This window comes from Xylella taiwanensis, from assembly GCF_013177435.1.
In the GTDB taxonomy this organism is placed as follows: Bacteria; Pseudomonadota; Gammaproteobacteria; order Xanthomonadales; family Xanthomonadaceae; genus Xylella; species Xylella taiwanensis.
In genome coordinates this window covers 2,145,731-2,172,234 of record NZ_CP053627.1, presented here as the reverse complement: position 1 = coordinate 2,172,234, position 26,504 = coordinate 2,145,731, and the positions used below count along the sequence as shown (strand labels likewise).

Here is a 26,504-nt window from a genome sequence, read left to right as displayed (position 1 = left end):
CGTGGCTGGTACAAGGCAACGTGCTGGAGACCAGGTATGGGTGTGTCTGAGATCGGTTTAGTCCTGTGGAAATGACGCTGAAAAATGGCCTATCTCATATCCAATGCAGTCGCTTTTACCATTGAGGGATCGTATGTGGTGTGTAGCCATCCAATCCCATTGGCCGAAGTCACGATTCTATTTGGTAGTAACAACGTAATGATAGGGATGCTGTCCGGGTGGTGGTCGCAGATGTATGTCGTAGGTGAATTGAGGAGTGCCGACACGAAGATTGCAGCCAAGAATGGATGGCAGAGGGTACTGGCTTGGTTTCCCATCCGTGTATCGATCGGAACGTCTATGCTGGCCAGCGGAGGGGGGGGGCTGTGCTGTGCCGATGACGACAAGGCTACAGGTGCCGTCTATGTGGTCGTTGTGGCCAACGACAGTACCCGTACAGGGAGTGCGACCTGTCAGCATCGGTCGAGTTGGGTGATTGCTTGAGAGACGGCGAGATTAATAGGGCGTCCTGATCATGATCTCTGAGTCCCATTTTTGTTTGAGACATAGGAAGAACGATGCGGTGTAGACTTTTTCTGGGCAAGCGATAGGAGACGTAATGCTTGAGTTCCGATGGCTGTTACATCTGTCGAACAGTTCATTTGACAGGATTCTCGAACATTTTATGTGTGTCATCTTGGGTGGTTTGGAGTGTCAGTGCCGCGTAGTTCCATGTGTTTATTGCGGATAACACAGGTTGAAGTGTGCCGCACGTTTTGTCCTTAGTACTGTTTTGCAGGCTGAGTTGTGCTGTGCTTATTCGTATTTAGTTTGATAGTGCGGTAGCAATGGAAATAGCAACCATTTGGCCTGACAGGTTATGTGATGCGATATGAATCGGATTATTTTGAATGACAGGCCGTTGCGCTGAATCGAGCAGTCACTCAATAACCATTAATGTGGCTAGGGTCTTTCGGTGTTTGCATGATGGTGTCTGATGGTGTCTGATGGTGTCTGATGGTGTCTGATGGTGTCTGATGGTGTCTGATGGTGTCTGATGGTGTTCGCGGTGTTTAGGGAATTTTGAGCGGAATATTCAATGCTACATAGCAGGCTTGCGTTCATTTCAGTGATGGTGATGTAGGTGGGGTAGTGCAATGTGTTGAAAATGAACCAGTTGATGACTGCTTAAGTATGATTGCTGGTGCCTAGTGCTGCACGTTGTGCAACTGGCGTGGAGATGGTCTATGCAGGGTTTCTCACCGTATTATTTTTTTCGCACAGTGGCGGGACATGCATGTCGTAGTATGTGGTCCTAGTTGTTGCTTTAAACCTGCCTGCTTGCAGTGGACCTTGAACGTTGGTTGTAGAAGCATGTGCGCAGGCTGGATATTTGCATGGCAATATGAGTGTTATTGCAATATTGGGGTTAGACGCGGATCCCTGGTGAATGTATGCAATGATGGCTGTCCCGTATCTCGGGATATCGGTATTTGCTGTTCGCCCGTGCGTTTGGTATTCGGTTAGCCAGTGGTGGTCATTTGGAGTTCTATCGGATAGCAGGCGCGAGTTTTTGTGCCTTTTCGACGCAGAGCATCCCGGTAGTCTCACTTGGGGTGGTGGAGCCTAAGGTGGGAAGCTGTCATCGGGATTAGATCCTCTCCAGTGCGGCATTAAACACAGCGTTGCAATGAATGTGGCTTTCAGAAATTCGACGTGATGCGATTCATGGGAATTCCATGCCCATGACTAAAGCGTCTTCGTGTCCGTTGTGTGCGGGGTAGTAGTGTGGATGGCGGTCAATCTCATTGAACCCTTCGGAGTGGTATAGCGCAATTGCTGCGGTGTTAGACGGGCGCACTTCGAGAAACATGCGTTGTGCACCGCGGTTGCGTGATAGTTTCACTAATGTGCGTAGCAGGGTGCGCCCGAGGCCGTGTGATTGTTGTTCCGGAGCGATACAGACGTTGAGTAGGTGTGCCTCTTTTCCAGTGATGCTTACTATGCCGTACCCGACCATGTTGCGGCCTTGCTTCATCAGTAGAGAAAGATACCCGGATTGCAGGCAGTTGCAAAAGATGGTGCGTGTCCATGGGAATCGGTAGACACGGTGTTCGATGTCCATCACTTTGTCCAAGTTCGATTCGCGCAGTGTGCAGAACCGTACCGGTAATGGTGAGGTCTTTAGCGTGTTCATTTACTTGCTTGCCCGACGGCGTATGGCGCGCAGTTGCGGCCACAGTGCGCGCTTAGCATCCGGGTCGGCGCGTAGCTGTGCCAGCGGCCAGGTTGCCATTATTTGTTGTACCTGTGGATCTGATGGGTTGCCGGTACAGGCGCGTAGCAGTGCGATTTGGAGTCTGTCGGGTATACCGATATGCCCCCGGCGTTGTGGTACAGGTATGGCGTCTGTCCTACTGTGTGCCATAGTCAATGTTTCCAGCGGATGCGTAGTGTCTTGTCGTTCATGCATTGAGCCGTTTTCAGGCATGGTGCATGGCGTTTTGTCCGTGCTCGCTGGCTTGGGAAACGTTTTACGATCCAGATAGACGGTATAACCCATCGCTTGCAACCAGGATAGCTGCTGGGCTGACCATGGTGTTGAGGTCATCGTGCCGATCATTTCGTTTCGGCTCTCTTCTTGTATCGGCGTCGCCACAGCCACAGTATTGGCCCGGACAGTGTGTATAGCACAACGATTGTCAGTAACACCCGTTGTGGGTCGATCATCATCAATGCCAGTAAGATGGGGGCCAGTGCCAGGAACGGGATATTGTTTGATCGCGGATCACTTGCATTCCCCTTGAAGCTCCAAAACAGGATTCGACTGACCATCAGTAGTGCTGCGACGATAGTCACGCTGAGTGTGATGTAGCGCAGATCCTCTCCGCTCCAGCCCAACTTGCCGTCGGAAAATGCAAAGATAAAGGACATCATCAATCCAGCCGCAGCTGGGCTGGCGAGGCCGACGAACCAACGCTTGTCGACCATTTCGACCTGGGTATTGAAGCGTGCTAAACGTAGTGCCGCGCAGGCTGTATACAGAAATGCGGCTGCCCAACCAACCCGGCCCATCACGTTGCTGTCGAGTTTCAGTGTTGATAGCGACCAGTGGTACATCACCAGTGCAGGTGCTATGCCGAAGCTGACCAGGTCGGCGAGAGAGTCGTACTGCACGCCGAATTCGCTGCTTGTGCCAGTCATGCGTGCGACGCGGCCGTCCAAGCCGTCCATTAATGCCGCAATAAATACGGCGATGCTGGCGTCGGCGAACTGGCCGTTGGTTGCAGCAATGATTGCGTAAAATCCGGAAAATAAACCGACGGTGGTAAGTAGGTTAGGTAGCAGGTAGATCGTGCGTGAACCCGCTATAGATCGTATCTTGTTCATATGCACAGTGTAGGGCGTGTGTCATCCTGAGGGTAAGCTGTCGGTACGCCGTACTTTTCTCGTAAACATTTGACAGATCACGGCGCTCCACGGCGATGACTTGCCAGCCATGCTTGCAAGTGCTGCAATCCCACCCTAGATGTTTATGGAGACCAAGGTAATGAAACGACTTGCCGTCTGCTGTCTGTTACTCGTCAGTATAAGTGTCAGTGCTGGCACATTGTATAAATGGAAGGACCGCAATGGGGTTTCCCATTATTCGGGGACTCCCCCGCAACAGGGGCAGTCTTTCGAAACCATGCATGTTAGTAATCGTGGCGACACAGCTCTCACCAGCCAAGCGGCTTCAGTTGAGAGTTCGGCCTGCATTAACGCACGTAAGAATCTGGAATTGCTCAGTGGTAGTGGTAAGTTGATGCTGGATTCAAACGGTGATGGCAAGCCAGATACTCCGCTGGACGATACTCAGCGTGCGGCTCAGAAGGCTGTGGCCGAGGCTGCGATTAAGGCTAATTGCACGGCTGTGTTGTAGCACTGAGTACTCCCTATTATGTGACTTGGTTTGCCTGCTGCTTAGGAAGGGCTGGCAGAATATGGGATTTCTGCTTCTTGGGAAGCTTTTCGATGCGTTTGTCTGAGTTTCATCTGCATACCACAAGGGAAATCCCCGCTGATGCTGAGTTGGTCAGTCACCGGCTGATGCTGCGTGCCGGTATGATTCGCAAGCTGGCTTCTGGTCTATATACATGGTCGCCGTTGGGGTTGCGTGTTCTACGTAAAGTGGAAGCAATCGTGCGTGAGGAGATGGATCGTGCCGGGGCGGTAGAAATGTTATTACCGACAATCCAGCCCCGCGAATTGTGGGAAGAATCCGGACGCTGGGAGAAGTTCGGTGGCCAGTTGCTCAAGATCAAGGATCGTAAACAGGCCGACTACTGTTACAGCCCCACGGCAGAAGAGGCAGTGACTGATTACGTACGACAGGAATTGACCAGTTATAAACAGCTACCCGTCAATCTTTACCAAATCCAGACTAAATTCCGTGATGAGATTAGGCCCCGCTTCGGTGTGATGCGTGCGCGCGAATTTGTGATGAAAGATGCCTATTCATTCCATCTGCACGATGTCGATTTGGTACACGAGTACGAAAATATGAAGGCCGCTTATACACGTATTTTTACCCGTTTGGGTCTGGAGTTCCGTGCAGTACAGGCCGATTCTGGTTCGATTGGCGGTGATGCCTCGCAGGAGTTTCACGTGATTGCCGATTCTGGAGAAGATATACTGGCCTTCTCCACAGGATCGGATTATGCAGCCAATGTTGAGGCTGCAATCGCTGCTGCGCCTGGTCCGCGCTTGGCCGCAAAGGAAACGTTGCACAAAGTCAGCACTCCGACTCAGAAACGTTGCGAGGATGTGGCTGCACTATTGGAGCTTCCACTGCAGCGTATGGTGAAGTCAATCGCGGTGATGACCGAGAGCGGTTTTGTGTTGGTCTTGTTGCGTGGTGATCATACGCTCAACGATATCAAGCTGAGCAAGCTACCAGGTCTGCTCAATTTTCGTTTGGCTAATGAGGTCGAGATTGCCATGCATCTGGGCAGTGAGCCCGGGTTTCTTGGTCCGGTTGACCCCTGCATGCCGATCCGCATCATTGCCGATTGTGAGGTCGCAGTGATGGTCGATTTCGTGGTCGGTGCTAACGAGGCTGGCTTTCATTTGGTTGGGGTTAATTGGGGCCGAGACTTACCTGAGCCGGAGACTGTGGCTGACATTCGCAATGTCATCGAAGGGGATCGTGCTGTCGATGGTGGGAAGATCTGTATTGCTCGTGGTATCGAAGTTGGTCACGTGTTCCAGCTTGGCCGTAAGTATGCTGAAGCAATGAACGCGACTGTGTTGGATGAACATGGTAAAGCTGCAACCATGACGATGGGTTGTTATGGCATCGGTGTGTCACGGATCGTTGCTGCCGCAATCGAACAGAACCATGATGTCTCTGGCATCATTTGGCCAGTTCCGATGGCACCATGGCAGGTGGCGATCTGTGTGATTAATCCGAAAAAAGATCCGGTGATCGCCACTGCCGCAGAGGCGCTCCTTACCGAGTTGCAGTTTGCCGATGTTGATACAGTATTGGATGATCGTGGTTTGCGTCCTGGCGTGATGTTCGCGGACATTGAATTAATCGGTATTCCTCACCGCATCGTGGTTTCTGAGCGTGGATTGGCTGCTGGGACTTATGAATATCGCGCACGCCGCGCTGCAATGGTTGAGAATTTAGACAAGGCGACATTGTTGGCGCGAATAAAACCCTGATTGATTTGTGTTATTGAAATATGAACGTTCCATTGTAAGTTTTGTTGTGTGTTTGTCAGTTTCAAACCGAGTGATTATAATGACCTGGATGTTAAGCACATAAATTTTTTTGCTTAAAAAAATCCTATATTATTTTTTCGGAGTCGAGATGTCCATTGATCTTACTGACCTATCGGCCAAACAATTGAGCATTTTGATTAAAGCTGCTCAGAAACAGCACAGTGTTGTTACTAAACGCGCTTCAATTGATAAGGTTCGTACAGCGCTGATCAAGGCTGCTAAGGTCAACGGTTATACCATTGAGGAGTTGTTTGCTAAGGCGCCGAGTGGCCGTAGCCGGAAGGTGAGCACCACTAAGAAGTTGCCGAAGACGGAAGAACGTAAGCTTGCCAAAGTTTCAGCAAAGTATCGTAATCCATCAAATAAAAATGAGATTTGGGTTGGGCGTGGTAAGCGGCCGCGTTGGTTGACGGAGTTGGTTGCTTCCGGAAAAAAGGTTGAGGATTTCTTAATCAAAAAAAGGTGATGGTTTCTCAGGTTTTTAATGCTTTTTGGATAAATCAAAGATTCTTTGCCAAATGCTGGAGATAGTAATTACTTTTGTTAGGTGTGCGTACAAGCAGAAATTCAGTAGAGATATTATCGATTTCATATCCTCATAGGTCTTTTGCTTCCTCCTTTGGCGATCCATAGGGGTCACCTTGGAGACCATTCGGAGTGTCTTCTATAGTTCATGTGATGTGTTAACGGATATGAGAGAACTGTTGATACGTATCGGCGATTAGCCAGCTTCATTAATGGGGAGATTTTCCCATATACCATTAAAAAAACATTGATTTAAGATTCTTTCGAATCAAGCACGTTCTGTGGTATTCAGTGTTTCTTTCGCGTATTTGATAATTGGATCTACATTCTTTCTTTGTTTGGTGTGTATTGAATGCCATTGTTCTCAGGTGAAGTACTTGATTTTCTATGTATACAATGCTGCATTCGGTTTAGTTTTTGAGCCCGATGTCCAAGCTTCATAATCGTCATTATGTAATGGAGTTGTCAGGTTATGCTTCGACGTTGTAATTGCTTGGTTCATGTGATTCCACTGTAAAAATTCTATGAAAGGGTGGGTGCTGCCAAGATCTTCGCTTTGCTTATATTTTCATCGTGATGCTTGTTTGGGGTGTGGTGGTGGATGCGGGACGTTGTTTTTCTATCGGGGATATTCCGGTGTGCTCCGTTTAGTTGCGTTCATGGGTAGTCTTTGCCAACTATCTCCGAAACAGATTCAGTCATGTAAATTGCTGTTGTGTTATCGGATGCATACATCGAGTATCCATAGGCAAGTGTGTTATTTAGCTACTAGGTATGTTGATCTCTTTATTTTTATCTCTTGGTGCAGCTTGTTTTCAGAGTTTTTCGAAGATCATGAATTGGTTTTTTTAAGGTCATTATCCAAACATGCGAAATGGCCTATGATTACCATGAGAAAAACGGTTGTGTGGGATCGGATGCCCTGTTGATCATATTTTCTTAGATGGCTTCAGGTTGTCGCAGAACTGATGTTCAGATGCTCTTCCAGGTAAGGTGATTTGGTTGATATGTTTTCATGGCCACAATGATTTGCAGGTCCATTGAGATTTTTCAGGCTCGATGGTTGTCCTGAGTGGAGTGTTTTAAATATTTGAGTGACTCATTGGTATGATGCTGTTCCAGAAACGTTGAACGTGCTTTCAGAGCATGTCCTACTTTGTGTACTTTAACTTTGCATCTTTATATGTCATGTTGACTCCCTTCACTGTTTATCTATATCCAGTGCTATTGTTGATCGCTAGTAACGTCTTTATGACTTTCGCTTGGTATGGTCATCTCAAGTACAAGAGCGTTTCGTTGGTTACCGTAATTTTTGTGAGTTGGGGTATCGCTTTCTTTGAATACTGTCTTCAGGTGCCGGGTAACCGCCTTGGCAGTGCTGTTTATTCGCCCGCACAGCTGAAGGGTATGCAGGAGGTGATTACTCTATTGGTATTTGCTGGTTTCTCGACGTTTTATTTGGGTCAACCGCTGCGTTGGAATCACTGGGCTGCCTTTAGCCTTATTCTGATTGCGGCCCTGTTGATGTTCAGAGAGTGATGTTGTGATGCCGCTTGGCGGTTTGTTGTTCTTGCATCGAATTGCTGTACAGTCTCCCTAGGTATTTGTATAGGGTAGCCTGGGTTATCCATCGCGTCTGTCAGTACCTTGAGTATTGGACTCGCGAACGCCTATATTGGCTCATGCACGAAGTTGCTTGTGTCATGGTCGAAAGCAGCATTCGTGATTTTCGCTATGCTAAGTTTAATGTTGCGAACAGGATTGATATTCCGATGATGCTTCGTTGCCGTGATGTTGAGGGCGCATAGCGTGCGTGTCAGCGAGTGTCGAGAATTTACGTTGGGGCAACGAAGCTCGCTTCCTGCGATGGAATTGTTTGAGATATTCCAGCTATGTTTGACTGGTTCGGTGGTCGATAGCCTTGCTGACATTAATATTTCTGTATATGTGAACTTGCACAGTGATGATCCGGAAGCGGTCTAGTGCTTTATGGAAGATGACTAGAGTAGTAGAGCCGTGTGAATCGCACCCGGCCCGTGTGCCTGGATTGTGATCGTAGCGATGAGTTTTTGGGGTGGTTGTGACGTGCTTATATTGCGTTAGGTCATGTTGCAGCAGGCAACGTTCTCTCAGGTGGATGATCGACCAATGTTCTGGTGTCCCGTGTTTTTGAGAGTCGCAGTCATGGTGTTGTGATTGCACATGACAATGGGCCGTTCGTTGAAGCGGTGCTGGCATCCTCTGAGGTGATTTTCCAGAGCATTTAGGCAAATGATTCTCGTGCTGGAATTTCTCTGGCGTATAGAAATTGATCAGATGTTGCATCAAGAGTTAGATCATACGGATGCGATGATTGATTTGCCCATCTGTCCGGGCGGATACGCATAGTGATTAAGGGGGTCCTGCCGCTTATCAGACCCAACTTTAGGGTGGATTTGAGTATTAGGATTCATGCAACGGCCGTTGTTGCTGAGTTTCCAGTGTGAGATTCCACTTCGCAGCTGGATAGCCCAAAGGCTGGAGAGAGGCTGAGCGTTATGCGCGGGCTTCGCTCACTCTACGATGTGATGTGGGATTGCGCCTGTAACGCTTTCGAAAACTTTAGAGGCATTGGTCGTTATGATTTTGCATGTAGTGGGGTTTGTTTCTATAAAATGGGCTGAACTGATCCGGGGTAGGACCATTCATTACGTTTGTCGTGTGATTAATTCCATTAAGTTTCTCATCCTGTTTTAGTCACATTGGCGCTGGCTCATAAACTCAGTCGCGCTACCTGAGGCTAAGGTATGACAGAAAAATTCTTTAGTTGTCGACGGGAGGCAGAGGATAGCCACAATTATGCTGCTGGTCCTGTTTTTAGTCATGCTTGTTGCCTTACTCGGTAGCTTTTGCTTTCTGTTGGCTGAATATCCTTTCCATTACTTCTAGCAATTCGTTCTCTGAGAAAGGCTTAGTGATGTAGGCTCGCGCGCCTTGGCGTATGCCCCATAGCCGATCAGTGTCTTGGTCCTTGGTGGTCACGAGGACCACTGGTACATGTTGGGTTGTCGGCTCGCGCTTGAGTGTACGTGTGGCTTGAAACCCATTAATTTTAGGCATGACCACGTCCATCAGTACCAGATCTGGTAAGTGCGCTTTAGCGGCCTCTACCCCGGTGGTGCCATCGGTTGCGGTAATGGTCTCGTGTCCTAGCTTTTCGACGATTCTTTGAATGCTGAGTAGTTGTGACGGTGAATCGTCGACGATCAAAATGCGTGCCATACTTTTCCCCATGTCTGCCTCAGCAGTGTAGTGCGTACATAGGGGTACCTGGAAGGGTGGCGCATACTGGCGGGCACATGGCAAGGATTATCCTATTCGATACGTACCACAGTACGTCCGAACGATCCGCCTGCCAGCATCGTCTCGAACACCTGTGTCAACCCATCCAGCCCAACTTCCTGTGTGCAGATCTGCTCAAGGTGACGTGGGCGCCATATGCCGGCTAACCTTCCCCAGATTTGCTCGCGGATATTGCGTGCGGTGCCTGACGCTCCGATTCCTAGTAGAGATACACCGCGTAGGATAAAGGGCATTACTGTCGTGTTTAGCGTTGGGCTTGCTGCGAGCCCAACCGTAGCGATGTTGCCGTACGGTACGGTTTGCGCCAGTAATCCGGCGAGTAGTGGCCCGCCAACGTTGTCTAGACCGCCGCCATAGTGCGCTGAGGCTAGCGGTTTGTCGGTCAATAGTACTTCTCGGGGAAGTACTTGCGTGGCGCCGATTTCGCGCAGGAATGCTGCGTGCTTGACCTTGCTACTGACTGCGTACACCTCAAAACCAGCACCACTGAAGATGTCCAAAGCCAACATGCCAACCCCGCCGGTGGCTCCGGTGACCACGAGAGGACCTAATGCTGGTGTCTGATGGTTTTCAGTGAGGCGTAGAAGTACCAGTGCTGCGGTGAAGCCGGCAGTACCTATCACCATTGCTTCACGTAGGCTCAGCCCGGCTGGGAGTGGAAGTAATGTCTGTGATTTCAATCGTACGTACTGGCTGTAGCCACCATCCAGGGTCTCGCTCAGGCCACAGCCGGTGGCGATCACAGCGTCGCCTTCATTGAAGGTTGGGTCGGTGGATGCGATCACATATCCAGCCACGTCAATCCCCCCAGTGAGCGGAAATCGGTGTAGGATCCTACTTCGCCCGGTACCAGCTAGGGCGTCTTTATAATTGACAGAAGACCATAACGCGCGAACTACCACTTCGCCTGGAGTTAACAGATCCAAGGCCGTTGCTTCCAATCCAGCACGATGGCCGGCATCGTCTTGGTGGATCCGGAAGGCGGTGAACTTGGCGGGGATGGATATTGCGGCGATTGGCATAAACCGGACCGTACCACGATAGACCTTTTAAAACTGTCGATCTACCCCATACGTTTGTACAATTCTAGAATTCATTCATTATGGCGGCAATGTGGGAGTACCCGCTCCGCCCTTCCATCATGGAGTATGCATGTCTTGGAACATACCTGGCAGCAAGGGTAAAGATGCTTCGGAGTCGCAACATCGCGGCTCAGGGCCATTACGTGGCGGCGGCAATGGCGGTGTTTTTGGGAAGATACCTGGGCCACTTAAGGATTTACTTGAGGTGGGTATCCTGAGTTGGGTGCTGATTGGGGTGGTTTTAATCGTGCTCTTCTCTAGTGTCCAGTTAATTGGCGAGCAGCAGCGTGGTGTGGTGTTACGCTTTGGTCAGTTTGTGAGGGTGTTGCAGCCGGGATTGAGCCTCAAGTGGCCGTGGCCTTTGGAGTCGGTGCATAAGGTCAACGCCACCGAAATTAAGACCTTCGGTAAGCAGGTGCCGGTGTTGACTCGTGACGAGAACATTGTGAACGTCACGCTCAATGTGCAGTACCAGATCAGTGACCCGCACTTATACTTGTATGGTTCGCGTAATGCTAACGAAGTGCTGGTGCAGGCTGCCCAAAGCGCGGTCCGTGAACAAGTGGGCCGATCCGATCTCAACTCGGTACTCAATAATCGTGGTCCCTTGTCTACTGCCTCCAAAGAGCGTCTGCAGGCATCACTGGATGCTTACCGTACTGGTCTGTTGGTCACTGGTTTGACCTTGCCAGACGCACGCCCACCGGAGGAAGTGAAGTCGGCTTTCGATGAGGTTAATGGTGCTCAGCAGGTGCGTGAGCGCCTTATTGATGAGGCTCAGGCCTATGCCGCCAAGGTTGTGCCTGAGGCCCGTGGCCGCGCAGCCAGTACTCGCACGGCGGCTGATGGATATAAGCAGGCTGTGATTGCACGTGCACAGGGAGATGCTGACCGTTTCACTCTTCTGCAGGCTCAGTACAAGAACGCCCCTGAGGTTACCCGTAAACGTCTGTGGCTGGAGACAGTGCAACAGGTGCTGACACAGAATCGTAAGGTGATCGGTGCCGATGGCCGTCAGTTGATTTATGTGCCGATATCGCCGGATCTGCCGCGCTTACCGGCTGCCACGCTTCAGGGGGGCGGGGGCAATACGCCGCCGGTTTCGCAGGATGTACTGATCCCCGACTCTCTTAACAAGCCGTCTAATGAGAACATCCGTAATCCGCAGCGCATTGCGCGTCCTGCAGGCCGTGAAGGAGCTGCCCTATGAAGAATTCCTTATGGATTGTTGTTACGGTTGTGTTCTTTCTTGGTTTGTTCAGCTCGACCTTTGTGGTGCGCGAGGATCAGACTGCGATGGTCATCAATCTCGGTCGTGTGGTGCGTTATGACTTGGAGCCAGGTTTACATTTCAAAATCCCGCTGGTTGAGTCGGTGCGCGTGTTTGATCGTCGTTTCAAGGTGATGGCCACTGAGCCCGCACGTTACTTCACCGCTGAACAGAAGGATGTCAGTGTCGATTTCTTCGCGATTGGCTACATTGATGATGTGCGTTCCTTTTACCGTGCGACCGGTGGCGACGAGTCTCAGGCGACCGCCCGTTTGGCACCTATCATCACTGACTCACTGCGTAACCAAATTAACTCGCGCACCTTGCAGGAGTTGGTTTCTGGCGATCGTAGCGAGTTGATTGCTGGTCAATTGAAAAGCATTAATGCAGCCACTAAAGGTTTAGGTGTGCATATTGTTGACCTCCGCATCAAGCAGATTGAGTTGCCAGTTGACAGTCAGGTGATCAGCGACGTCTACGAACGTATGCGTGCCCAGCGTAAGCAAGAGGCTGCCAAGCTGCGTGCTGAGGGTGAGGAGCGGTCATTGAGCATTCGTGCCCAGGCCGATCGGGAGTCCACTGTGTTGATCGCTGATGCCGAGCGCGATGCCCAGAAGTTGCGCGGTGAAGGTGATGCCGAGGCTGCGCGTGTCTACGGTCACGCTGGTGCTGCTGACCCTGCATTCTACGGGTTTTACCGCAGTCTGGAGGCTTACCGAAACGGTATGGCTGATGGCAATGGTGTCATCGTACTCGACAAGAACGATCCGTTCTTGCAGTACTTCAAGAACGATCATTGAGTGGCAGGTGTTCCGTTGCTCTTATGCCTTCGCGTATGTGAGAGACAGACTGCCAAGCTATGACAGGCAGCGGTTTCATCTTCTTTCTGTTTTGCGTGAGAGTAGGAGCAACCAAGAACGTTGCATCCCATGGTTTCTAACCACATCCGTGTTTTTATGTACGACCTGTTTGTTGCCTTGAGTCTTGTTGCTGTTTTGGAAGGTTTGTTCTTGTTTGCCGCGCCCGGTTTGTGGAAACGTCTGGCCACGCAGTTGTTGGATCTCCCTTTGGTTCAGTTGCGACTGTCCGGCGTGTTCGTACTTAGTATCGGATTACTTGTGTTGTGGTGGTTACGTCACTAAAGGGTGGTGTCAGTCGGGTTTCTTAGGAGCCAGAGTGTGCCCCTGGGTCACCCGAAACCCGGATAATGCATCAGGTATGGCTAATGTTACTTCCCAGACATCGCGATCATCGCGGTGTCTGAGGTGTTTTGATGATGCTTCCCCCAAAGGCGACTAACAGATACGTGTATGTTCTATTCTGTGGTCCTGATCGGTGCCAGAAAAATCTGAGGAGTTACCCGTCATGGGTCAGTCAGTTGTCGTGCTCGGTGCCCAGTGGGGCGATGAAGGTAAGGGCAAGATCGTCGACCTTCTCACCGAGGAAATTGGCGCGGTTGTGCGCTTTCAGGGAGGTCACAATGCTGGTCACACTTTAGTTATCAACGGTAAGAAGACTGTTTTGCATCTTATTCCATCTGGAATCCTGCGAGAGGGTGTGCTATGCCTGATTGGTAACGGTGTAGTCATCTCGCCAGCCGCATTGCGAGAGGAGATCGAGGGGCTGGAAGAGACCGGTTTGGAGGTATGCTCCCGTTTGAAGATTTCGCCCGCTGCGCCGTTGATCATGGAATATCACATTGCCCTGGATCAAGCACGTGAGAAGGCTGCTGGTGGCAGGGCGATTGGTACTACCGGTCGCGGTATTGGGCCGGCGTACGAGGACAAGATCGGTCGCCGTGGTATTCGTGTGGCTGATCTTCATTACCCAGATCAATTGGAGCAGAAGCTACGTGCTGCGCTGGACTATCACAATTTTGTGTTGACTAAATATTTCGGTGTGGATGCGGTGGACTTTCAGCGGATCTATGACGAGGTGTTATTGTTTGGGGAATACGTCGAGCCGATGAAGTCGGATGTTGCGGGCATCCTCCATGACCTGCGCAAGCAAGGCAAGCGTGTGCTTTTTGAGGGTGCTCAGGGCACATTGCTGGACATTGATCACGGCACCTATCCGTACGTGACCAGCTCCAACACGACGGTTGGTGGTGCCCTCAATGGCGCTGGTGTTGGTGTGCAGGGTATTGACTATGTGTTGGGCATTGCTAAGGCTTATGCCACTCGTGTCGGTGGGGGGCCATTTCCTACCGAGTTGGATGATGAGATCGGCCAGGGTATCCGAGATCGTGGGGTCGAGTACGGTGCTTCTACCGGTCGTCCGCGCCGCTGTGGTTGGATGGACATTGTTGCACTCAAGCGTGCGGTTGCCATCAATGGTATTACCGGTTTGTGTATCACCAAACTGGATGTTCTGGATGGAATGGATAAGCTTAAGGTCTGTATTGCCTATGAGTACCACGATAAACGTAGTGAATACGCTCCGTTAGATGTACAGGGTTGGGAGGAATGCACCCCGGTGTACTTGGAATTCCCAGGCTGGAACGAGAACACTCATGGCATTACTGCGTGGGACAAACTTCCTCCAGCGGCCCGTGCTTACCTGCGTGCATTGGAAGAGCTCGCTGGTTGTCCGATTGGTATTGTGAGCACCGGCCCGGATCGTGAGCATACGATTATGTTGCAAGATCCTTTTGCTTGATTTTTAGGGATTTAAGATCCTGGGGTTCACTTGAGAGCGTGTTTGGCTCGATATCGATGATGGGGCATATGTTTACGGCGGGTTTGAGGGGCTTGTTCGGGGAATGTTTAATGATTTTCTGAACAAGCCGAACAGTGATTCCATAGCGAATGGGTGGGTATATTCAGATCGGTTTTGCGTGCCGTATATGCTTGCCTGCGCTGTAAGGGAACATTGGGGACTGCAACTAAAATACATCCTTCTGGGATAATTTGCCGAAGAATCTTCTCTGCCATCTCCAAACGATGGATTGTGGCTTGCGTATCATGTTTATCATTTCACTTCATGATGGTAGCTGTTCTTCGTCAAGCTGCAGCAGTGCAGCTTTTGAGATTAAATAGGTATTTGTCGCTTAAGACGGATGTCTCGAACACGTTTGTACTGTAAACGCAAGTGCGGCGATTTTTCTGCAACTGATTGCCGCTACAAAAACTCGACTAAGCTGCCTGTGTTGATCAATGCGCGAGTATTCCCTGGCAGCCAGAATAGCGGGAGGATCCCCATCCCTGGATGGCTGGTTATTTTAATTAAATCGGGAGGTGGTTTGGTTCCTTCGGATTGTGTCCGGAAACTACCCAGGAAAGCGCTGCAAGCACATGGTATATAGCCAGGTAGGTATGTTTCAGGTGAATATAAGGATTTCTAGATTAAAGTGTATATAAGAATTTCGTGTTGCAAGATTGAAACCCTGCTTACGCTTTAGAAAAAAACGGGCAATAGAAAGTTGGTAGCAATTTAATGAGGAGGATTTCAAGTAGCAATGCCACAGTATCCCGATGGTTGGAGTAAACGGGCAAACCATATCGGTTTATTTGATTTCCAGTGTTCTTGGTTGAGATTTCCAACTTATTTAGCCGCAATGACCTTGGCGATTTCCAAGCATTTGTTTGAGTAACCCCATTCGTTGTCGTACCAAGCGATGAGTTTGACAAAGGTCGGATCTAGTGCAATCCCAGCTTCGGCATCGAATACACAGGTACAGGTTTCACCACGGAAGTCGGTGGCAACCACTTTGTGTTCGGTATAGCTCAGGATGCCTTTCAGCGGACCCTCACTTTGCTCCTTCACCTCTGTACAGATTGCTTCGTAGGTAGCTGGGTTGTCTAACTGGACAGTCAAGTCCACCACAGAAACATCTGAGGTTGGTACGCGGAAACTCATGCCGGTTAGTTTTCCGTTGAGTGACGGTATCACTTTTCCAACAGCCTTTGCTGCGCCAGTCGAAGATGGGATGATGTTCTCAAGAATACCGCGGCCACCGCGCCAGTCTTTATTGGACGGCCCGTCGACTGTCTTTTGTGTAGCAGTGGCGGCATGTACGGTGGTCATTAAACCGCGCTTAATGCCCCATTTATCGTGGATCACTTTTGCTAATGGCGCTAAGCAGTTGGTAGTGCATGAAGCATTCGATATAATTTGCTCGCCATTGTAGCTGTTGTGATTGACGCCGTACACGAACATAGGCGTGTCGTCCTTGGAAGGTGCTGACATAATGACTTTCTTGGCACCAGCGGCCACATGCTTTCCGGCACTTTCCTGGGTTAGGAATAGTCCGGTGGATTCGATAACTATTTCGGCACCAACATCAGCCCATTTAAGATTGGCCGGGTCACGTTCGGCAGTCAGGCGTATCTTTCTGCCGTTGAGGATGAGGTCATTGCCCTCAATTGCGATCTCTCCTTTGAAGCGTCCATGCACCGAGTCGTATTGCAGCATGTATGCCAAATAATCTGGCTCGAGCAGATCATTGATGGCCACGATATCGATGTTGCTACCGAAGTTTTGCACTGCCGAGCGCAATATGTTGCGTCCAATACGACCGAAACCATTGATACCGACCTTGATTGCCATGTTCACGAATTCCTGACGGCCCCGGCGGGGCAGTGAGTGGAGAAGAACCGCTATTCTAGCAGCGCCTGCGATGAGGCATCGACCTGTTGCCATACGGTGGTTGTGTACTAGGTTGGATGCTCCGCTGGTCAAATGTAGGATCGAAGTGCGTAAATATGTTGTTAATGATGAGCGTTGCAGTAAAGAAAGCTGCGCATGTTTTCCCTTTTACTTCATTGCGGTGCTAGCGATGTGTTGTATCAGCGAACACACGCGGGTGCGTTCCTACGCATAGGTGGATCTGACTTGCCCGGCTAACAGAGGTTGGCTGCCTATCCATAGTTATCTTTCCTTGGTTTCTTTTTTGCTTCCTTATCTACCATCGTTGGTCTGTGCACTGCACTCTGTAAACCTGCACTGAAACCTCTGATTATCCAGAATTATTGTATTGGGCTGCTCTTGCTTTTTGCTGAGGGTGAGTATGAATAGAGATCTTGCCCCTTATTTCGACACGATCACCTTGCAACCAACGTTAGGGTTACTCCGCCTTATGGATATATGGCTTGCAGAGATTGCTTATCCATCAAGATTGCTTAGAGTGCGGTAAAGCTGATTTTTTATCGAAAATAGCGATCGAAGAAAGGTTGCTGGAAGTTGTTCGCCTACAACCAATACGATTGGATTTTGGAGGGGCATTATTATTTTAGTGAGTTGAAGTGTGTGCTGTCAGTTTCGGAACCTGATCGCTGTATGGGGCAGCGGTTTCACCGTGTTGCTTAGCTGCCGACTGGGTCGTGTTTAAATTTAAATTCAAACACATGGCTTTGAATGCAAGGTCAGTGAGATGAACACAAGAGTGTTGCTGGTGAATGTATCGTCACGCATGGACACTCAACGAACCGTGCTTGCTGGACGCCCTGGGCTTGTGTTGAGATTAGGATCAATTACAGGAAGCACCCACTGCTAGAGATAGTTTGGCATTGAAACCGTGTTGGGAAGGCTCGAGTCCTTGGGATCGATTATTTTTGAGGCCCCTTCGGCATGCTAGTGTGCGCCTTCACAGGATATGTTCGACCTCAATCTGGCTTACCATCGTAAATTTGTGGGCTTCCAGACACCGTTTCGTCGCGATCCGGAAACGTGCATGTACACGGTTGCCAGGGGCGCAATTTTTTCTGTAAGTCATGTCCCGTGTAGTCTGTACGAGCGATGCAGCTTACTGTGTTGAGTCACTGCTGTGATTGACTGCTTTTTAATTTTTGTCGTTTGCCTTGACCTTCACACTCCCTTCTCTGGGTTTCCATACTTCATCCAGCAGCGTAACGACTATTCTGATTTGTTCGCGTAAAAGCGCTTAAAAAGCAGGTATGTCAATACCAGTGAGTATGAATAGGGCTTGGCGGCTGAATCGATAGGTGAGTCAAAGCCTCGTATCGGGATATTTTATCTTTGAACTCACTGGTGGCGATTGCGATCAATGTTTATCTGGTGACAGGCGAGTGCAAACACCCCTGCTCCGTACCTGTGGTTGTTTTCTCCGCGAGGATACCTGTACAGGAGATGATGACCACATGGTTGTTAGCAAATATGTTCGGTAAGAGCACGCTCTTGATTACCCAGTGATCAGCAGCATCAATATCGACTTGCTCTCACTGGCCAGTATCCGCTCGGTGTTGTTCAGCTGGCTCTGATTGGCCACTGGTGCTATGGACTGCAGGCCGGAAGAGAAAAGGATTGATGGACTGTTCGGTCAAGGTGTTTGACATGCTGGCGAGTAACACACCGATACGCGCGGAGTTCATTCTTGGGTCACCTTGGGGCATTACGTCGCCGATGATGGTGCCGTCAATGTGTTGATATCGATGTCAGGTATCTGTGAAATCAATGCTTTGAGTACGCGGGGCAGTATGCCGTTTGGGTGGGTATGAAAGAACATGCTTTGGTGTCGCCTTGTCGCCTGAAGGTTGGATGGTAGCGATGATCTGAGCGCCTTGGATCTACTTCGTGATTGGAATCGCTCCAGATTCTTGGAACTCTGGTGTCATGCTGAGGGTAAACCGGTCGGTACAGAACGACAGAGTTGCGATGCTGTGCGATTGGTTCTGTTGCGTAAGCATTGGCGAAATCTTCGGGTTCGAGTTAGAGCGGTCGCTCTTTCGAATCTGTACTTGACATTTCTGCCGCATAAGATACTGATGATTTCGATGTTGTGCTTACCTCATCGAATAGTCTGTATGTTGATCAACATCATTTTAACGTAACGATAACGATGTTATAGATCATGGGGATGTGCTGAGATCGAAGTGATGCACGATAGGTTTTCCTGTCATGGTGACTCCTTCAGCCTTAGCTAAGTATTAAGTATAGGCGGTGTGCGTTGAATATCACTTTGCCTTAGACCCAGGTCTCTTACGTTTTAATTGCTGAGGGTGCGACTTTATCTATCCTAATGGCCTTGAATATCTTGCTTTAAGTTCTGTAAATACGTTGTCTGCCCTGTACCGTGCGCAGTGTCATTATCCTGAGAGGAGGATTACCGGTTGGCAGAAAAGCGATGCAGCCTTTGACTAGAAGGTCGGTCAAGTTGGTGCTGTTTGAAAATGTTTCTTGGGGTTGGCAGATTACCCGACCGGCGAAATCGCGATTGGTACGGGGGGACACTTTGTTAAATCTAGGTAGTACGTGAGGGGAAAATGGTCAGACGTAAATTTGCCGAAGTTTTTGTTGTTCTAAGGGAAGCGGGGAGAAAGATCTGCACAAAGGTACCAACGTTCATCTATAGCAGCTAATGCGTTAGCTTGGCGAACGCTCCTAGAACTGCACTTGCGTTATTAGAATGTTGGCGTAATACGATCTGCAATTGTGGTATGAGTTCAGTATTCTCTATTGCAATGTACGGCGCAGAAAAAACGCATTGAATCCAGTAATTATCATTGGAAATATTGATAATGAATTTTTAAAAATTCACCGATGTGATGCTAGCATCGCTGGTTGCTCGGTACGGCGGGGTTTTCTGGTGCAGTCGTTATCTTGGGTATGTTCCTTGCTCGAGGTCTGAGCAAGCAAAATCAAGAATCAAACGAATCGCTAGAGATTATATATTTGCACTTTATGGTTCAGGAATGCCTACGTGAGCAGTGTGCAAAGCGGGTTGCGACCAGCTAGAATTCACCCTTGTAAAACTATAGGCTAAGCCCGCGTTCAGACGCGGGTTTTTTTCATGTAGACTTTCGGGCTATCAGTGGCCCGCCCAACAGGAGATCCTGTGCATGGCGCTCGAGCGTACTCTTTCGATTATCAAGCCTGATGCTGTCGCGAAGAACGTGATTGGTGATATCTATAGCCGTTTTGAGAAAGCTGGTCTTAAGATCGTTGCTGCTAAGTATAAGCAGCTGTCGCGTTGTGAGGCCGAGGGTTTTTACGCTGTGCATCGTGACCGCCCGTTTTTCAACCCATTGGTTGAATTTATGATCTCAGGGCCAGTGATGATTCAGGTGTTGGAAGGTGATAATGCTGTGGTTCGCCATCGTGAATTGTTAGGAGCGACTAATCCGAAGGATGCCGTTCCAGGTACGATCCGGGCCGATTTTGCCGAGTCAATTGAAGCCAATGCTGCCCATGGTTCGGATTCGGTCGAGAATGCTGCGATTGAGATGGCTTACTTTTTTGCCGCTACCGAAATTATTTTGCGATGAGGTCGTAGGCATGAATGGGTTTGTGGTGATTCCCAGTGTGACAACCACCAGTGGTGAGCCCATTGCTGGCGATGTTGTCCAAAAACAAAATCTGCTGGAACTTGACCGCGATGGGTTGGAACGCTTCTTCGAGGATGTTCTCGGTGAGAAACGCTACCGTGCCCACCAGGTCATGAAGTGGATCCACCACCGTTATATCGCTGACTTCGAGCAGATGACGGATATTGGCAAGGCGTTGCGTGTCAGGTTACAGACATGTGCTGAGGTGCGAGTTCCTCGTATTGTGTTGGACAAGCACTCAGCCGATGGCACACGCAAGTGGTTGCTCGCGATGGGCACTGACAGTAAAAATGCGATTGAGACTGTTTATATCCCGGACAAGGGGCGTGGTACGTTGTGTGTGTCTTCGCAAATCGGCTGTGGTTTGAACTGTACTTTTTGCTCGACTGCCACTCAAGGCTTTAACCGAAACCTGACGACAGCCGAGATTATCGGTCAGCTTTGGGTTGCCGCCCGTGACCTTGGTAATGTGCCGCACCAGCAGCGTCGTCTCACCAACGTGGTGATGATGGGCATGGGCGAGCCGTTAATGAATTTCGATAACGTTGTGCGTGCGATGAGCGTGATGCGCGATGATTTAGGCTACGGTTTGTCCAACAAACGTGTGACTCTGTCGACTTCCGGCTTGGTGCCAATGATCGATCGCCTCTCGAGCGAAAGTGATGTGTCGCTGGCTGTATCACTGCATGCTCCGAATGACTTACTGCGTGAGCAGCTGGTTCCGTTGAATAGAAAGTACCCAATTGCTGAACTGATGGCATCCTGTGAGCGTTATTTGTCTGTTAATCGTAAACGTGAGTCCGTCACGTTCGAATACACCTTGATAAAGGGCGTTAACGACCAGCAAGAGCATGCGCATCAATTGGTCAAACTGATGCAACAGTTTGAGTGTGCGATGCAGGTTAAGGGTGCAGCGAAGGTTAATCTGATTCCGTTCAACCCATTTCCAGGCACTCGTTATGAACGTTCGACAGAAGCCGATATACGCGCCTTCCAAAAGATCATGTTGGATGCACGGATTTTGACGATAGTACGTCGTACCCGTGGAGACGACATTGATGCGGCGTGCGGGCAGTTGAAGGGTCAAGTCGTGGATCGTACTCACCGCCAAGCCAGGTTTCGCCACACTCTAGAAGATCGGGTTGGTCGAGATGTTGCTGCGTGATACATGTCTGATGTTAGTGTTTGCTGCTGTGCTGATCTTATCTGGCTGCGTAGCCATGCCTGATAAGAAAGAGACACGTATTAAGTCAGTTCAGAATCTTGCCCCTGTTTATAACTTCCATGATGATGCCAAAACTCGCCGTCGTGTTGCGTTGACTCAGAATCTTGGACGCGCCTATAACCAATTTAATGCTGGTGATGACGCGGCTGCGGAACGGCTGATACAAGATGTGTTGAGGCAGGATCCCTCATCAATTGATGCGTGGACGCTGCGTGCGGCGATCTACAGTAGGCGTGGCGATGTGGTTCGTTCCGGTGAGTACTACCGCAAGGCTGCCGAGTTGGCACCGCAGCGTGGTGATGTGCTCAATAACTACGGCGCTTGGTTGTGTGCGAATGGGTATCCAACCGAGGCATTGGTTTGGTTCGAACGTGCGATGACTGATCCGGCTTATGGTGAGCAACCTGGTACTCTGGCCAATGCCGGTGGTTGTGCGCTTCAGTCTGGGCAGCGCGACCGTGCCGAGCACGATTTGCGTAGGGCGTTGGAGTTGGATCCAGGCAATGCTTACGCGTTGGAATCAATGGCGCGAAGTGAGTACGACAAACATCGTTATTTCGAGGCGCGCGCCTTCAGCGAACGGCGCTTGGCAACTGCGCCTGCAACGGCTTCAGTGTTAAAACTCGCGATTCAAATCGAGCAAGGGCTAGGCGACAAGGCTGCTGCTAGCCGATATCAACAGCGGTTAATCAAGGAGTTTCCCGAAAATGTAGCCGCGGAACCCAGGGGCTAATGTATTGTGATCAGCGATTCCAATCCTAACCCTTTCGAGCATGATTCGAATCCTAACCTTTTTGAACATGCGAAAGGATGTGGGCAACGTTTACGTGATGCGCGGATGGCGGTTGGATTGACCATTGAGGATGTAGCAACTAGCTTGCGCATGCCGGTACAGGTCGTGCTTTCATTAGAGGAGGAGAACTGGCAACGTCTAGGGGCACCGGTATTCGTCCGTGGTCAGTTACGTGGTTATGCGCGGTTGCTCAATATCGATCTTGATCCATTGTTTGAACAGGCGTTCTTGACCGAAATCGAGCCAGCCGAATTGGTGAGTTATGCCCATATGCAACGAGCGCGACACCTTCTCGAGGGGGTCACCCGTAAGGCGATGTATGTGGTGATCACTGGTGTGTTTGCTGTGCCGGTATGGTATGCCATGCGCAGCAATTTCGAGCCCCACGCGCTACGTACTGCTTCGTTGGAGATGGTACCTGAGCAATCAAAGTCTGAGGTCCTTGGTGGCACGCTACCTGACTCGGAGCGTAGTTCTGATAGGTCTGCGCCGTTCATCGCTTCGATTGCACCGGTGCCGCGTAACGATTCGATGCCTGCGGAGCAGGCTGGTAGTCTGACCCTGAACTTCAAGGGGGATAGTTGGATAGAGGTGATCGCCTCCGATGGAAGCCCGATGGAGAAAGCGTTAATCCCTGCGGGGGAGATACGGCATTATGTGCTTGGCCAAGTAGGTCGTGTAGTACTGGGTAATGCCGCTGCGGTGGAAGTCCAAGAATCTGGAAATATTGTCGATCTGACACGCTACAAGCGCGCTAATGTGGCGCGTTTTGCGGTATCCTCCGATGGTTCTGTGGTTCCAGTTTCAAAATAAATCACAGCCCACAGCATTGCGTTTTCCGTTTTTAAATTAAATAGGTCCCACTGGAACGGTGGGTTTGAGGATATCGATGGCGATCGGCGATTTGCACGATGAGCAGGAACATGGCGAACGCATTCGCACTTGGTTGCGTAAGAACGGCGTTGGATTGTTATTGGGTGTGTTCCTCGGTGTTGCTGTCATTGGAGGTTGGCACTGGAGAAAGGTGAAGCAGGTCGACCAGCTCACCTTTGCTGCGCAGCAGTTCGCTGTTTTCGGTAAATTGCTCCAGGCTAAGGAGTTAGACAAGGCTGCCCAGGCGCTGGCTAAGCTTGACGGTGCTAAGGCTCGATTGTATGTCGAGCTTGGCGCATTGCAGCTCGCTAAGGCTCAGTCCGAGGCCGGCAACACTGGCGAGGCACTCAGGATCCTGCGCACGCTGCCGGTTGATAGCCAATTTAGATTGATTGCCGATCAACGTTTGGCTCGTTTGCTGGTCGCTACTGGCAAGGCCGATGAGGCGAACAAACTGTTGGCTACCCACAAGGATGAGGTCAGCTTTGAGATTCAAGGTGACGCGTTGTTGGTGCTTGGCAAGCCGGAACAGGCACGTGAGCGCTACGCTAAAGCGCTCTCTATGGTCGATATAGCTGCGCCGCAGCGCCGCATTCTAGAAATCAAGTTGATGGATGTGGGAGGCCTGGTGCCCGGGCCTGTGGATCCGATTTAAATGAGAGATGTTATGAAGTTCACGCAATTTGTCACCGCTGCATTGTTGGCGACGCTTTTGGTCGGATGTGGCAGTGTGAAAAGTGTTTTTCGCGGCAAGGACGCCGATGCTAAAAAGGCTCAAGAGCCCGCTGATCTGGTGGGTTTTACTCCGACAATGAAGGTTGGCAAGCTTTGGTCTGTGGATCTGGGGAAAGGTGAGGGCCGTATCGCTGTGCGTCAACACCCGGCTGTGGTCGATGGCAAGGTATACGCAGCGGCAATCAGTGGTGGTGTGTTTGCACTGGATTTACACACCGGAAAGATGTTGTGGAAGTATGTTGCGAGTCAAGGACGTAACGCGAAAGACAATAAGAAATCCATGCCGCGTCTTGCTGGCGGTCCCGGTGTCGGGGATGGCTTGGTGGTGATTGGTACGTTGGATGGTCAAGTGATCGCTTTGAACCAGAGCGATGGTAGCGAGAAGTGGCGTGCCAATGTACCCAACGAGGTGATTGCAGCGCCGGCTGTGGCGCAGAATCTGGTCTTCGTGCGCAGTAACGACGGTCGCGTGACCGCATTTGACGTTGCTACTGGTAAACGTCGCTGGTTTAGTGAACGAGAGTCACCCACCTTGACCGTTCGTGGTAATGCACCAGTGATCCCTGGGCCGGATCTGTTGTTCGTCGGCAACGACGACGGTACCATCAGCGCATTAGCGATGCATGACGGCCGTTCCCTGTGGGTACAGTCCGTTGCTATACCGGAAGGTCGCAGTGAATTGGAACGCATGGCTGACGTCGACGGCGTGCCTGTCCTGGAAGCAAACACCTTGTATGCAACCAGCTATAAGAATGAGACCGTTGCGATTGATAGGTCGAGCGGTCGTATGCTTTGGAATCGTGAACACGGTGGAGCTGGTGGTGTCGGTGTTTCTTCCGGTTATGTCGTGGTGGCTGATAATGCTGGCACCGTATGGGGATTGGACAAGCCGACCGGCAGTGCCTCCTGGTCTCAACCTGCCTTGGCGCGCCGCTCCTTGACAGGCGTGGCGATCCAGGGAGACTACGCCGTGGTGGGTGACTACGAAGGCTATGTGCACTGGTTGCGTCTTAGTGACGGTGCGCTCGCTGCTCGCGAACGCTCTGGGAATGCCGCTATCGTTGGCCAACCTGTTGTTGCCGACAGTGTGCTTCTGGTTCAAAGTGCCAACGGAAAGCTTGCTGCTTTTCGTCTGATGCAATAATTACGGATTTTGATGCGATGCTCCCTTTGGTCGCCCTGGTTGGACGGCCGAACGTTGGTAAGTCGACCTTGTTCAATGCGTTGACGCTCACGCGTGATGCACTGGTACATGACCAACCCGGTGTCACCCGTGATCGTCACTATGGGGTTTGCCGCCTTGAGGGGCAGCCCTCGTTTGTTGTCGTCGATACTGGAGGCATCGTTGGTAAAGAAGATGGCTTGGCCGGCGCCACTGCGCGTCAGGCGCGCGTTGCTGCGGCTGAGGCTGATGTGGTGCTGTTTGTGGTCAACGCGCGTGAGGGTGCGTCTGTGCTTGACGACGATATCCTTGCTTGGTTACGCAAGCGATCGCAGCCTACGTTGCTGGTGATCAACAAGATTGATGGTGTTAGTGATGCTACGGTGCATTCGGAGTTTGCTCACTACGGTTTTTCCGATGTAGTGCCGATCTCTGCTGTGCATCGTCAAGGCTTGGATGACCTTGTCGAACAGGTGCTTGCGTGGCTGCCTGAACGCGGGATTGGCAAAATTCTGGATGAGGATTCAGGGCGTATCCATATTGCTTTTGTTGGTCGGCCGAATGTCGGTAAATCGACATTGGTTAACCGCCTGCTTGGCGAGGAGCGGATGATTGCCTCGGAGTTGCCTGGCACAACCCGTGATTCGATCGCGGTTGATTTGGAGCGTGACGAGTACCAGTACCGTTTGATCGATACCGCGGGCTTACGACGCAAGTCCAAGGTTGAAGAGGCGGTGGAAAAATTCAGTGCTTTTAAGACATTGCAGGCGATCGAGCAATGCCAGGTTGCAGTGTTGCTGTTGGATGCCGGTGAGGGTGTGACTGACCAGGATGCCACCGTGCTTGCTGCCATCTTGGACGCTGGTAAGGCGCTGGTAGTGGCTATTAATAAATGGGATGGCCTCAGCACTTACCAGAGAGAACAAACCGAGGGCTTACTCTCACGTAAATTCAGCTTCGTCAATTGGGCCGAGGTGGTGCGACTCTCTGCCAAACACGGCTCTGGGTTACGTGAGCTATTCAGCGCGATTCACCGTGCTCATGCGGCGGCGGTGCGTCAGTTCACCACCAGCGAAGTCAATAAAGCGCTGGAAATTGCTTACCAAACCACTCCGCCGCCGAGCATACGTGGTCATGTGTCTAAGTTGCGTTATGTACATCCGGCTGGCAGTAACCCGCCAACCTTCATCGTTCATGGAACCCGCCTGAAAATGTTGCCGGATACGTACAAGCGTTACCTAGAAAATTTCTTCCGTAAGCATTTCAAACTGGTTGGCACCCCGGTACGTTTCCTGTTCAGAGAGGGTGACAATCCTTATGAAGGTAGGAAGAACGTGTTGAGCGAACGCCAGATCCAGCGTAGACGCCGTTTGATCCGCCATGTGAAGCGCAAGCAATGAGGCCGATTGTGCCAGCCCCATGTATGCCTCGGGAGAATCGTAACGCCTCTTGCCTTTAAGGAGGCTG

General features: G+C 50.5%; 21 protein-coding genes and 1 pseudogene. 16 read left to right on the top strand and 6 right to left on the bottom strand.

The genetic code is table 11. The features are described 5' to 3' along the window. Positions 1–84 precede the first annotated feature (84 nt). Positions 85–483 carry a hypothetical protein gene (locus tag PLS229_RS09320; RefSeq protein WP_038270340.1) on the top strand — a complete coding sequence of 133 codons (399 nt, stop codon included), beginning with the start codon at positions 85–87 and terminating at the stop codon, positions 481–483. Between the two features lie 1,222 nt (positions 484–1,705). Here PLS229_RS09320 and rimI read toward each other — a convergent pair. From rimI to pssA, 3 genes are read right to left on the bottom strand one after another with little or no spacing between them, the layout of a single operon-like run. Beyond that, a complete protein-coding gene (gene rimI, locus PLS229_RS09315) occupies positions 1,706–2,176 on the bottom strand; it encodes a ribosomal protein S18-alanine N-acetyltransferase (RefSeq protein ID WP_038270341.1) in 471 nt (156 codons plus the stop codon). Next, positions 2,177–2,602: a hypothetical protein gene (locus PLS229_RS09310; protein WP_038270342.1), complete on the bottom strand. Its 426-nt coding sequence runs from the start codon at positions 2,600–2,602 to the stop codon at positions 2,177–2,179. Beyond that, the gene (gene pssA / locus PLS229_RS09305; RefSeq protein ID WP_038270343.1) at positions 2,599–3,369 is read right to left on the bottom strand and encodes a CDP-diacylglycerol--serine O-phosphatidyltransferase; all 771 of its coding nucleotides are present in this window, start codon (positions 3,367–3,369) and stop codon (positions 2,599–2,601) included. Before pssA ends, PLS229_RS09310 begins: the two co-directional genes overlap by 4 nt. A 160-nt stretch (positions 3,370–3,529) precedes the next feature. Here pssA and PLS229_RS09300 point away from each other — a divergent pair, with 160 nt between their 5' ends. The 4 genes and pseudogenes from PLS229_RS09300 (at position 3,530) to PLS229_RS09285 (ending at position 7,812) form a co-directional block, all read left to right on the top strand. After that, positions 3,530–3,901 (top strand): DUF4124 domain-containing protein, encoded by a 372-nt coding sequence (locus PLS229_RS09300; protein WP_038270345.1) that lies wholly within the window; start codon positions 3,530–3,532, stop codon positions 3,899–3,901. A gap of 92 nt (positions 3,902–3,993) precedes the next feature. After that, positions 3,994–5,688, top strand: coding sequence for a proline--tRNA ligase (locus PLS229_RS09295; protein ID WP_038270346.1), 1,695 nt, complete (start codon positions 3,994–3,996; stop codon positions 5,686–5,688). Positions 5,689–5,836: 148 nt separating this feature from the next. After that, positions 5,837–6,208: pseudogene (locus PLS229_RS09290) on the top strand (H-NS histone family protein); the annotation flags it as partial. A 1,253-nt stretch (positions 6,209–7,461) separates the two neighbouring features. Further along, positions 7,462–7,812: a DMT family protein gene (locus tag PLS229_RS09285; protein WP_038270449.1), complete on the top strand. Its 351-nt coding sequence runs from the start codon at positions 7,462–7,464 to the stop codon at positions 7,810–7,812. Between the two features lie 1,335 nt (positions 7,813–9,147). Here PLS229_RS09285 and pilH read toward each other — a convergent pair. Both pilH and PLS229_RS09275 read right to left on the bottom strand, forming a co-directional pair. Then, on the bottom strand, positions 9,148–9,534 hold the full coding sequence (pilH, locus tag PLS229_RS09280; protein WP_038270450.1) for a twitching motility response regulator PilH: 387 nt from the start codon (positions 9,532–9,534) through the stop codon (positions 9,148–9,150). A gap of 92 nt (positions 9,535–9,626) precedes the next feature. Beyond that, positions 9,627–10,637, bottom strand: a complete 1,011-nt coding sequence (locus tag PLS229_RS09275) for an acrylyl-CoA reductase family protein (RefSeq protein ID WP_038270348.1) — start codon at positions 10,635–10,637, stop codon at positions 9,627–9,629. A gap of 130 nt (positions 10,638–10,767) precedes the next feature. Here PLS229_RS09275 and hflK point away from each other — a divergent pair, with 130 nt between their 5' ends. The 4 genes from hflK to PLS229_RS09255 all read left to right on the top strand — a co-directional run bounded on the left by hflK (position 10,768) and on the right by PLS229_RS09255 (position 14,625). Beyond that, complete coding sequence (hflK, locus tag PLS229_RS09270) at positions 10,768–11,907, top strand: FtsH protease activity modulator HflK (RefSeq protein ID WP_038270349.1); 1,140 nt, start codon at positions 10,768–10,770, stop codon at positions 11,905–11,907. Further along, positions 11,904–12,767, top strand: a complete 864-nt coding sequence (gene hflC / locus PLS229_RS09265; RefSeq protein WP_038270350.1) for a protease modulator HflC — start codon at positions 11,904–11,906, stop codon at positions 12,765–12,767. The genes hflK and hflC overlap by 4 nt, the downstream gene beginning before the upstream one ends. 129 nt (positions 12,768–12,896) lie before the next feature. After that, entirely contained in the window at positions 12,897–13,109 is a 213-nt protein-coding gene (locus PLS229_RS09260) for a DUF2065 domain-containing protein (RefSeq protein WP_425511062.1), read from the top strand. A gap of 223 nt (positions 13,110–13,332) precedes the next feature. Further along, a complete protein-coding gene (locus PLS229_RS09255) occupies positions 13,333–14,625 on the top strand; it encodes an adenylosuccinate synthase (RefSeq protein WP_038270352.1) in 1,293 nt (430 codons plus the stop codon). Positions 14,626–15,510: 885 nt separating this feature from the next. Here PLS229_RS09255 and gap read toward each other — a convergent pair. Next, entirely contained in the window at positions 15,511–16,515 is a 1,005-nt protein-coding gene (gap, locus tag PLS229_RS09250) for a type I glyceraldehyde-3-phosphate dehydrogenase (protein WP_038270354.1), read from the bottom strand. 3,248 nt (positions 16,516–19,763) lie between these two features. On the opposite strand from gap, the gene ndk reads away from it, so the two are divergent. The 7 genes from ndk (at position 19,764) to der (ending at position 26,437) form a co-directional block, all read left to right on the top strand. Next, the gene (gene ndk, locus PLS229_RS09245; protein WP_038270355.1) at positions 19,764–20,189 is read left to right on the top strand and encodes a nucleoside-diphosphate kinase; all 426 of its coding nucleotides are present in this window, start codon (positions 19,764–19,766) and stop codon (positions 20,187–20,189) included. Between the two features lie 10 nt (positions 20,190–20,199). Continuing rightward, on the top strand, positions 20,200–21,414 hold the full coding sequence (gene rlmN / locus PLS229_RS09240; RefSeq protein ID WP_038270356.1) for a dual-specificity RNA methyltransferase RlmN: 1,215 nt from the start codon (positions 20,200–20,202) through the stop codon (positions 21,412–21,414). Positions 21,415–21,424: 10 nt separating this feature from the next. Then, positions 21,425–22,207, top strand: coding sequence for a type IV pilus biogenesis/stability protein PilW (gene pilW, locus PLS229_RS09235; protein ID WP_051482256.1), 783 nt, complete (start codon positions 21,425–21,427; stop codon positions 22,205–22,207). A gap of 6 nt (positions 22,208–22,213) precedes the next feature. Further along, positions 22,214–23,080, top strand: a complete 867-nt coding sequence (locus PLS229_RS09230; RefSeq protein ID WP_051482248.1) for a helix-turn-helix domain-containing protein — start codon at positions 22,214–22,216, stop codon at positions 23,078–23,080. Positions 23,081–23,156: 76 nt separating this feature from the next. Then, complete coding sequence (locus PLS229_RS09225; protein ID WP_038270358.1) at positions 23,157–23,795, top strand: YfgM family protein; 639 nt, start codon at positions 23,157–23,159, stop codon at positions 23,793–23,795. Continuing rightward, positions 23,796–25,019, top strand: a complete 1,224-nt coding sequence (bamB, locus tag PLS229_RS09220) for an outer membrane protein assembly factor BamB (protein WP_038270359.1) — start codon at positions 23,796–23,798, stop codon at positions 25,017–25,019. It begins immediately after the preceding gene. Between the two features lie 17 nt (positions 25,020–25,036). Next, entirely contained in the window at positions 25,037–26,437 is a 1,401-nt protein-coding gene (der, locus tag PLS229_RS09215) for a ribosome biogenesis GTPase Der (RefSeq protein ID WP_038270360.1), read from the top strand. The last annotated feature ends 67 nt before the right edge of the window (positions 26,438–26,504 follow it).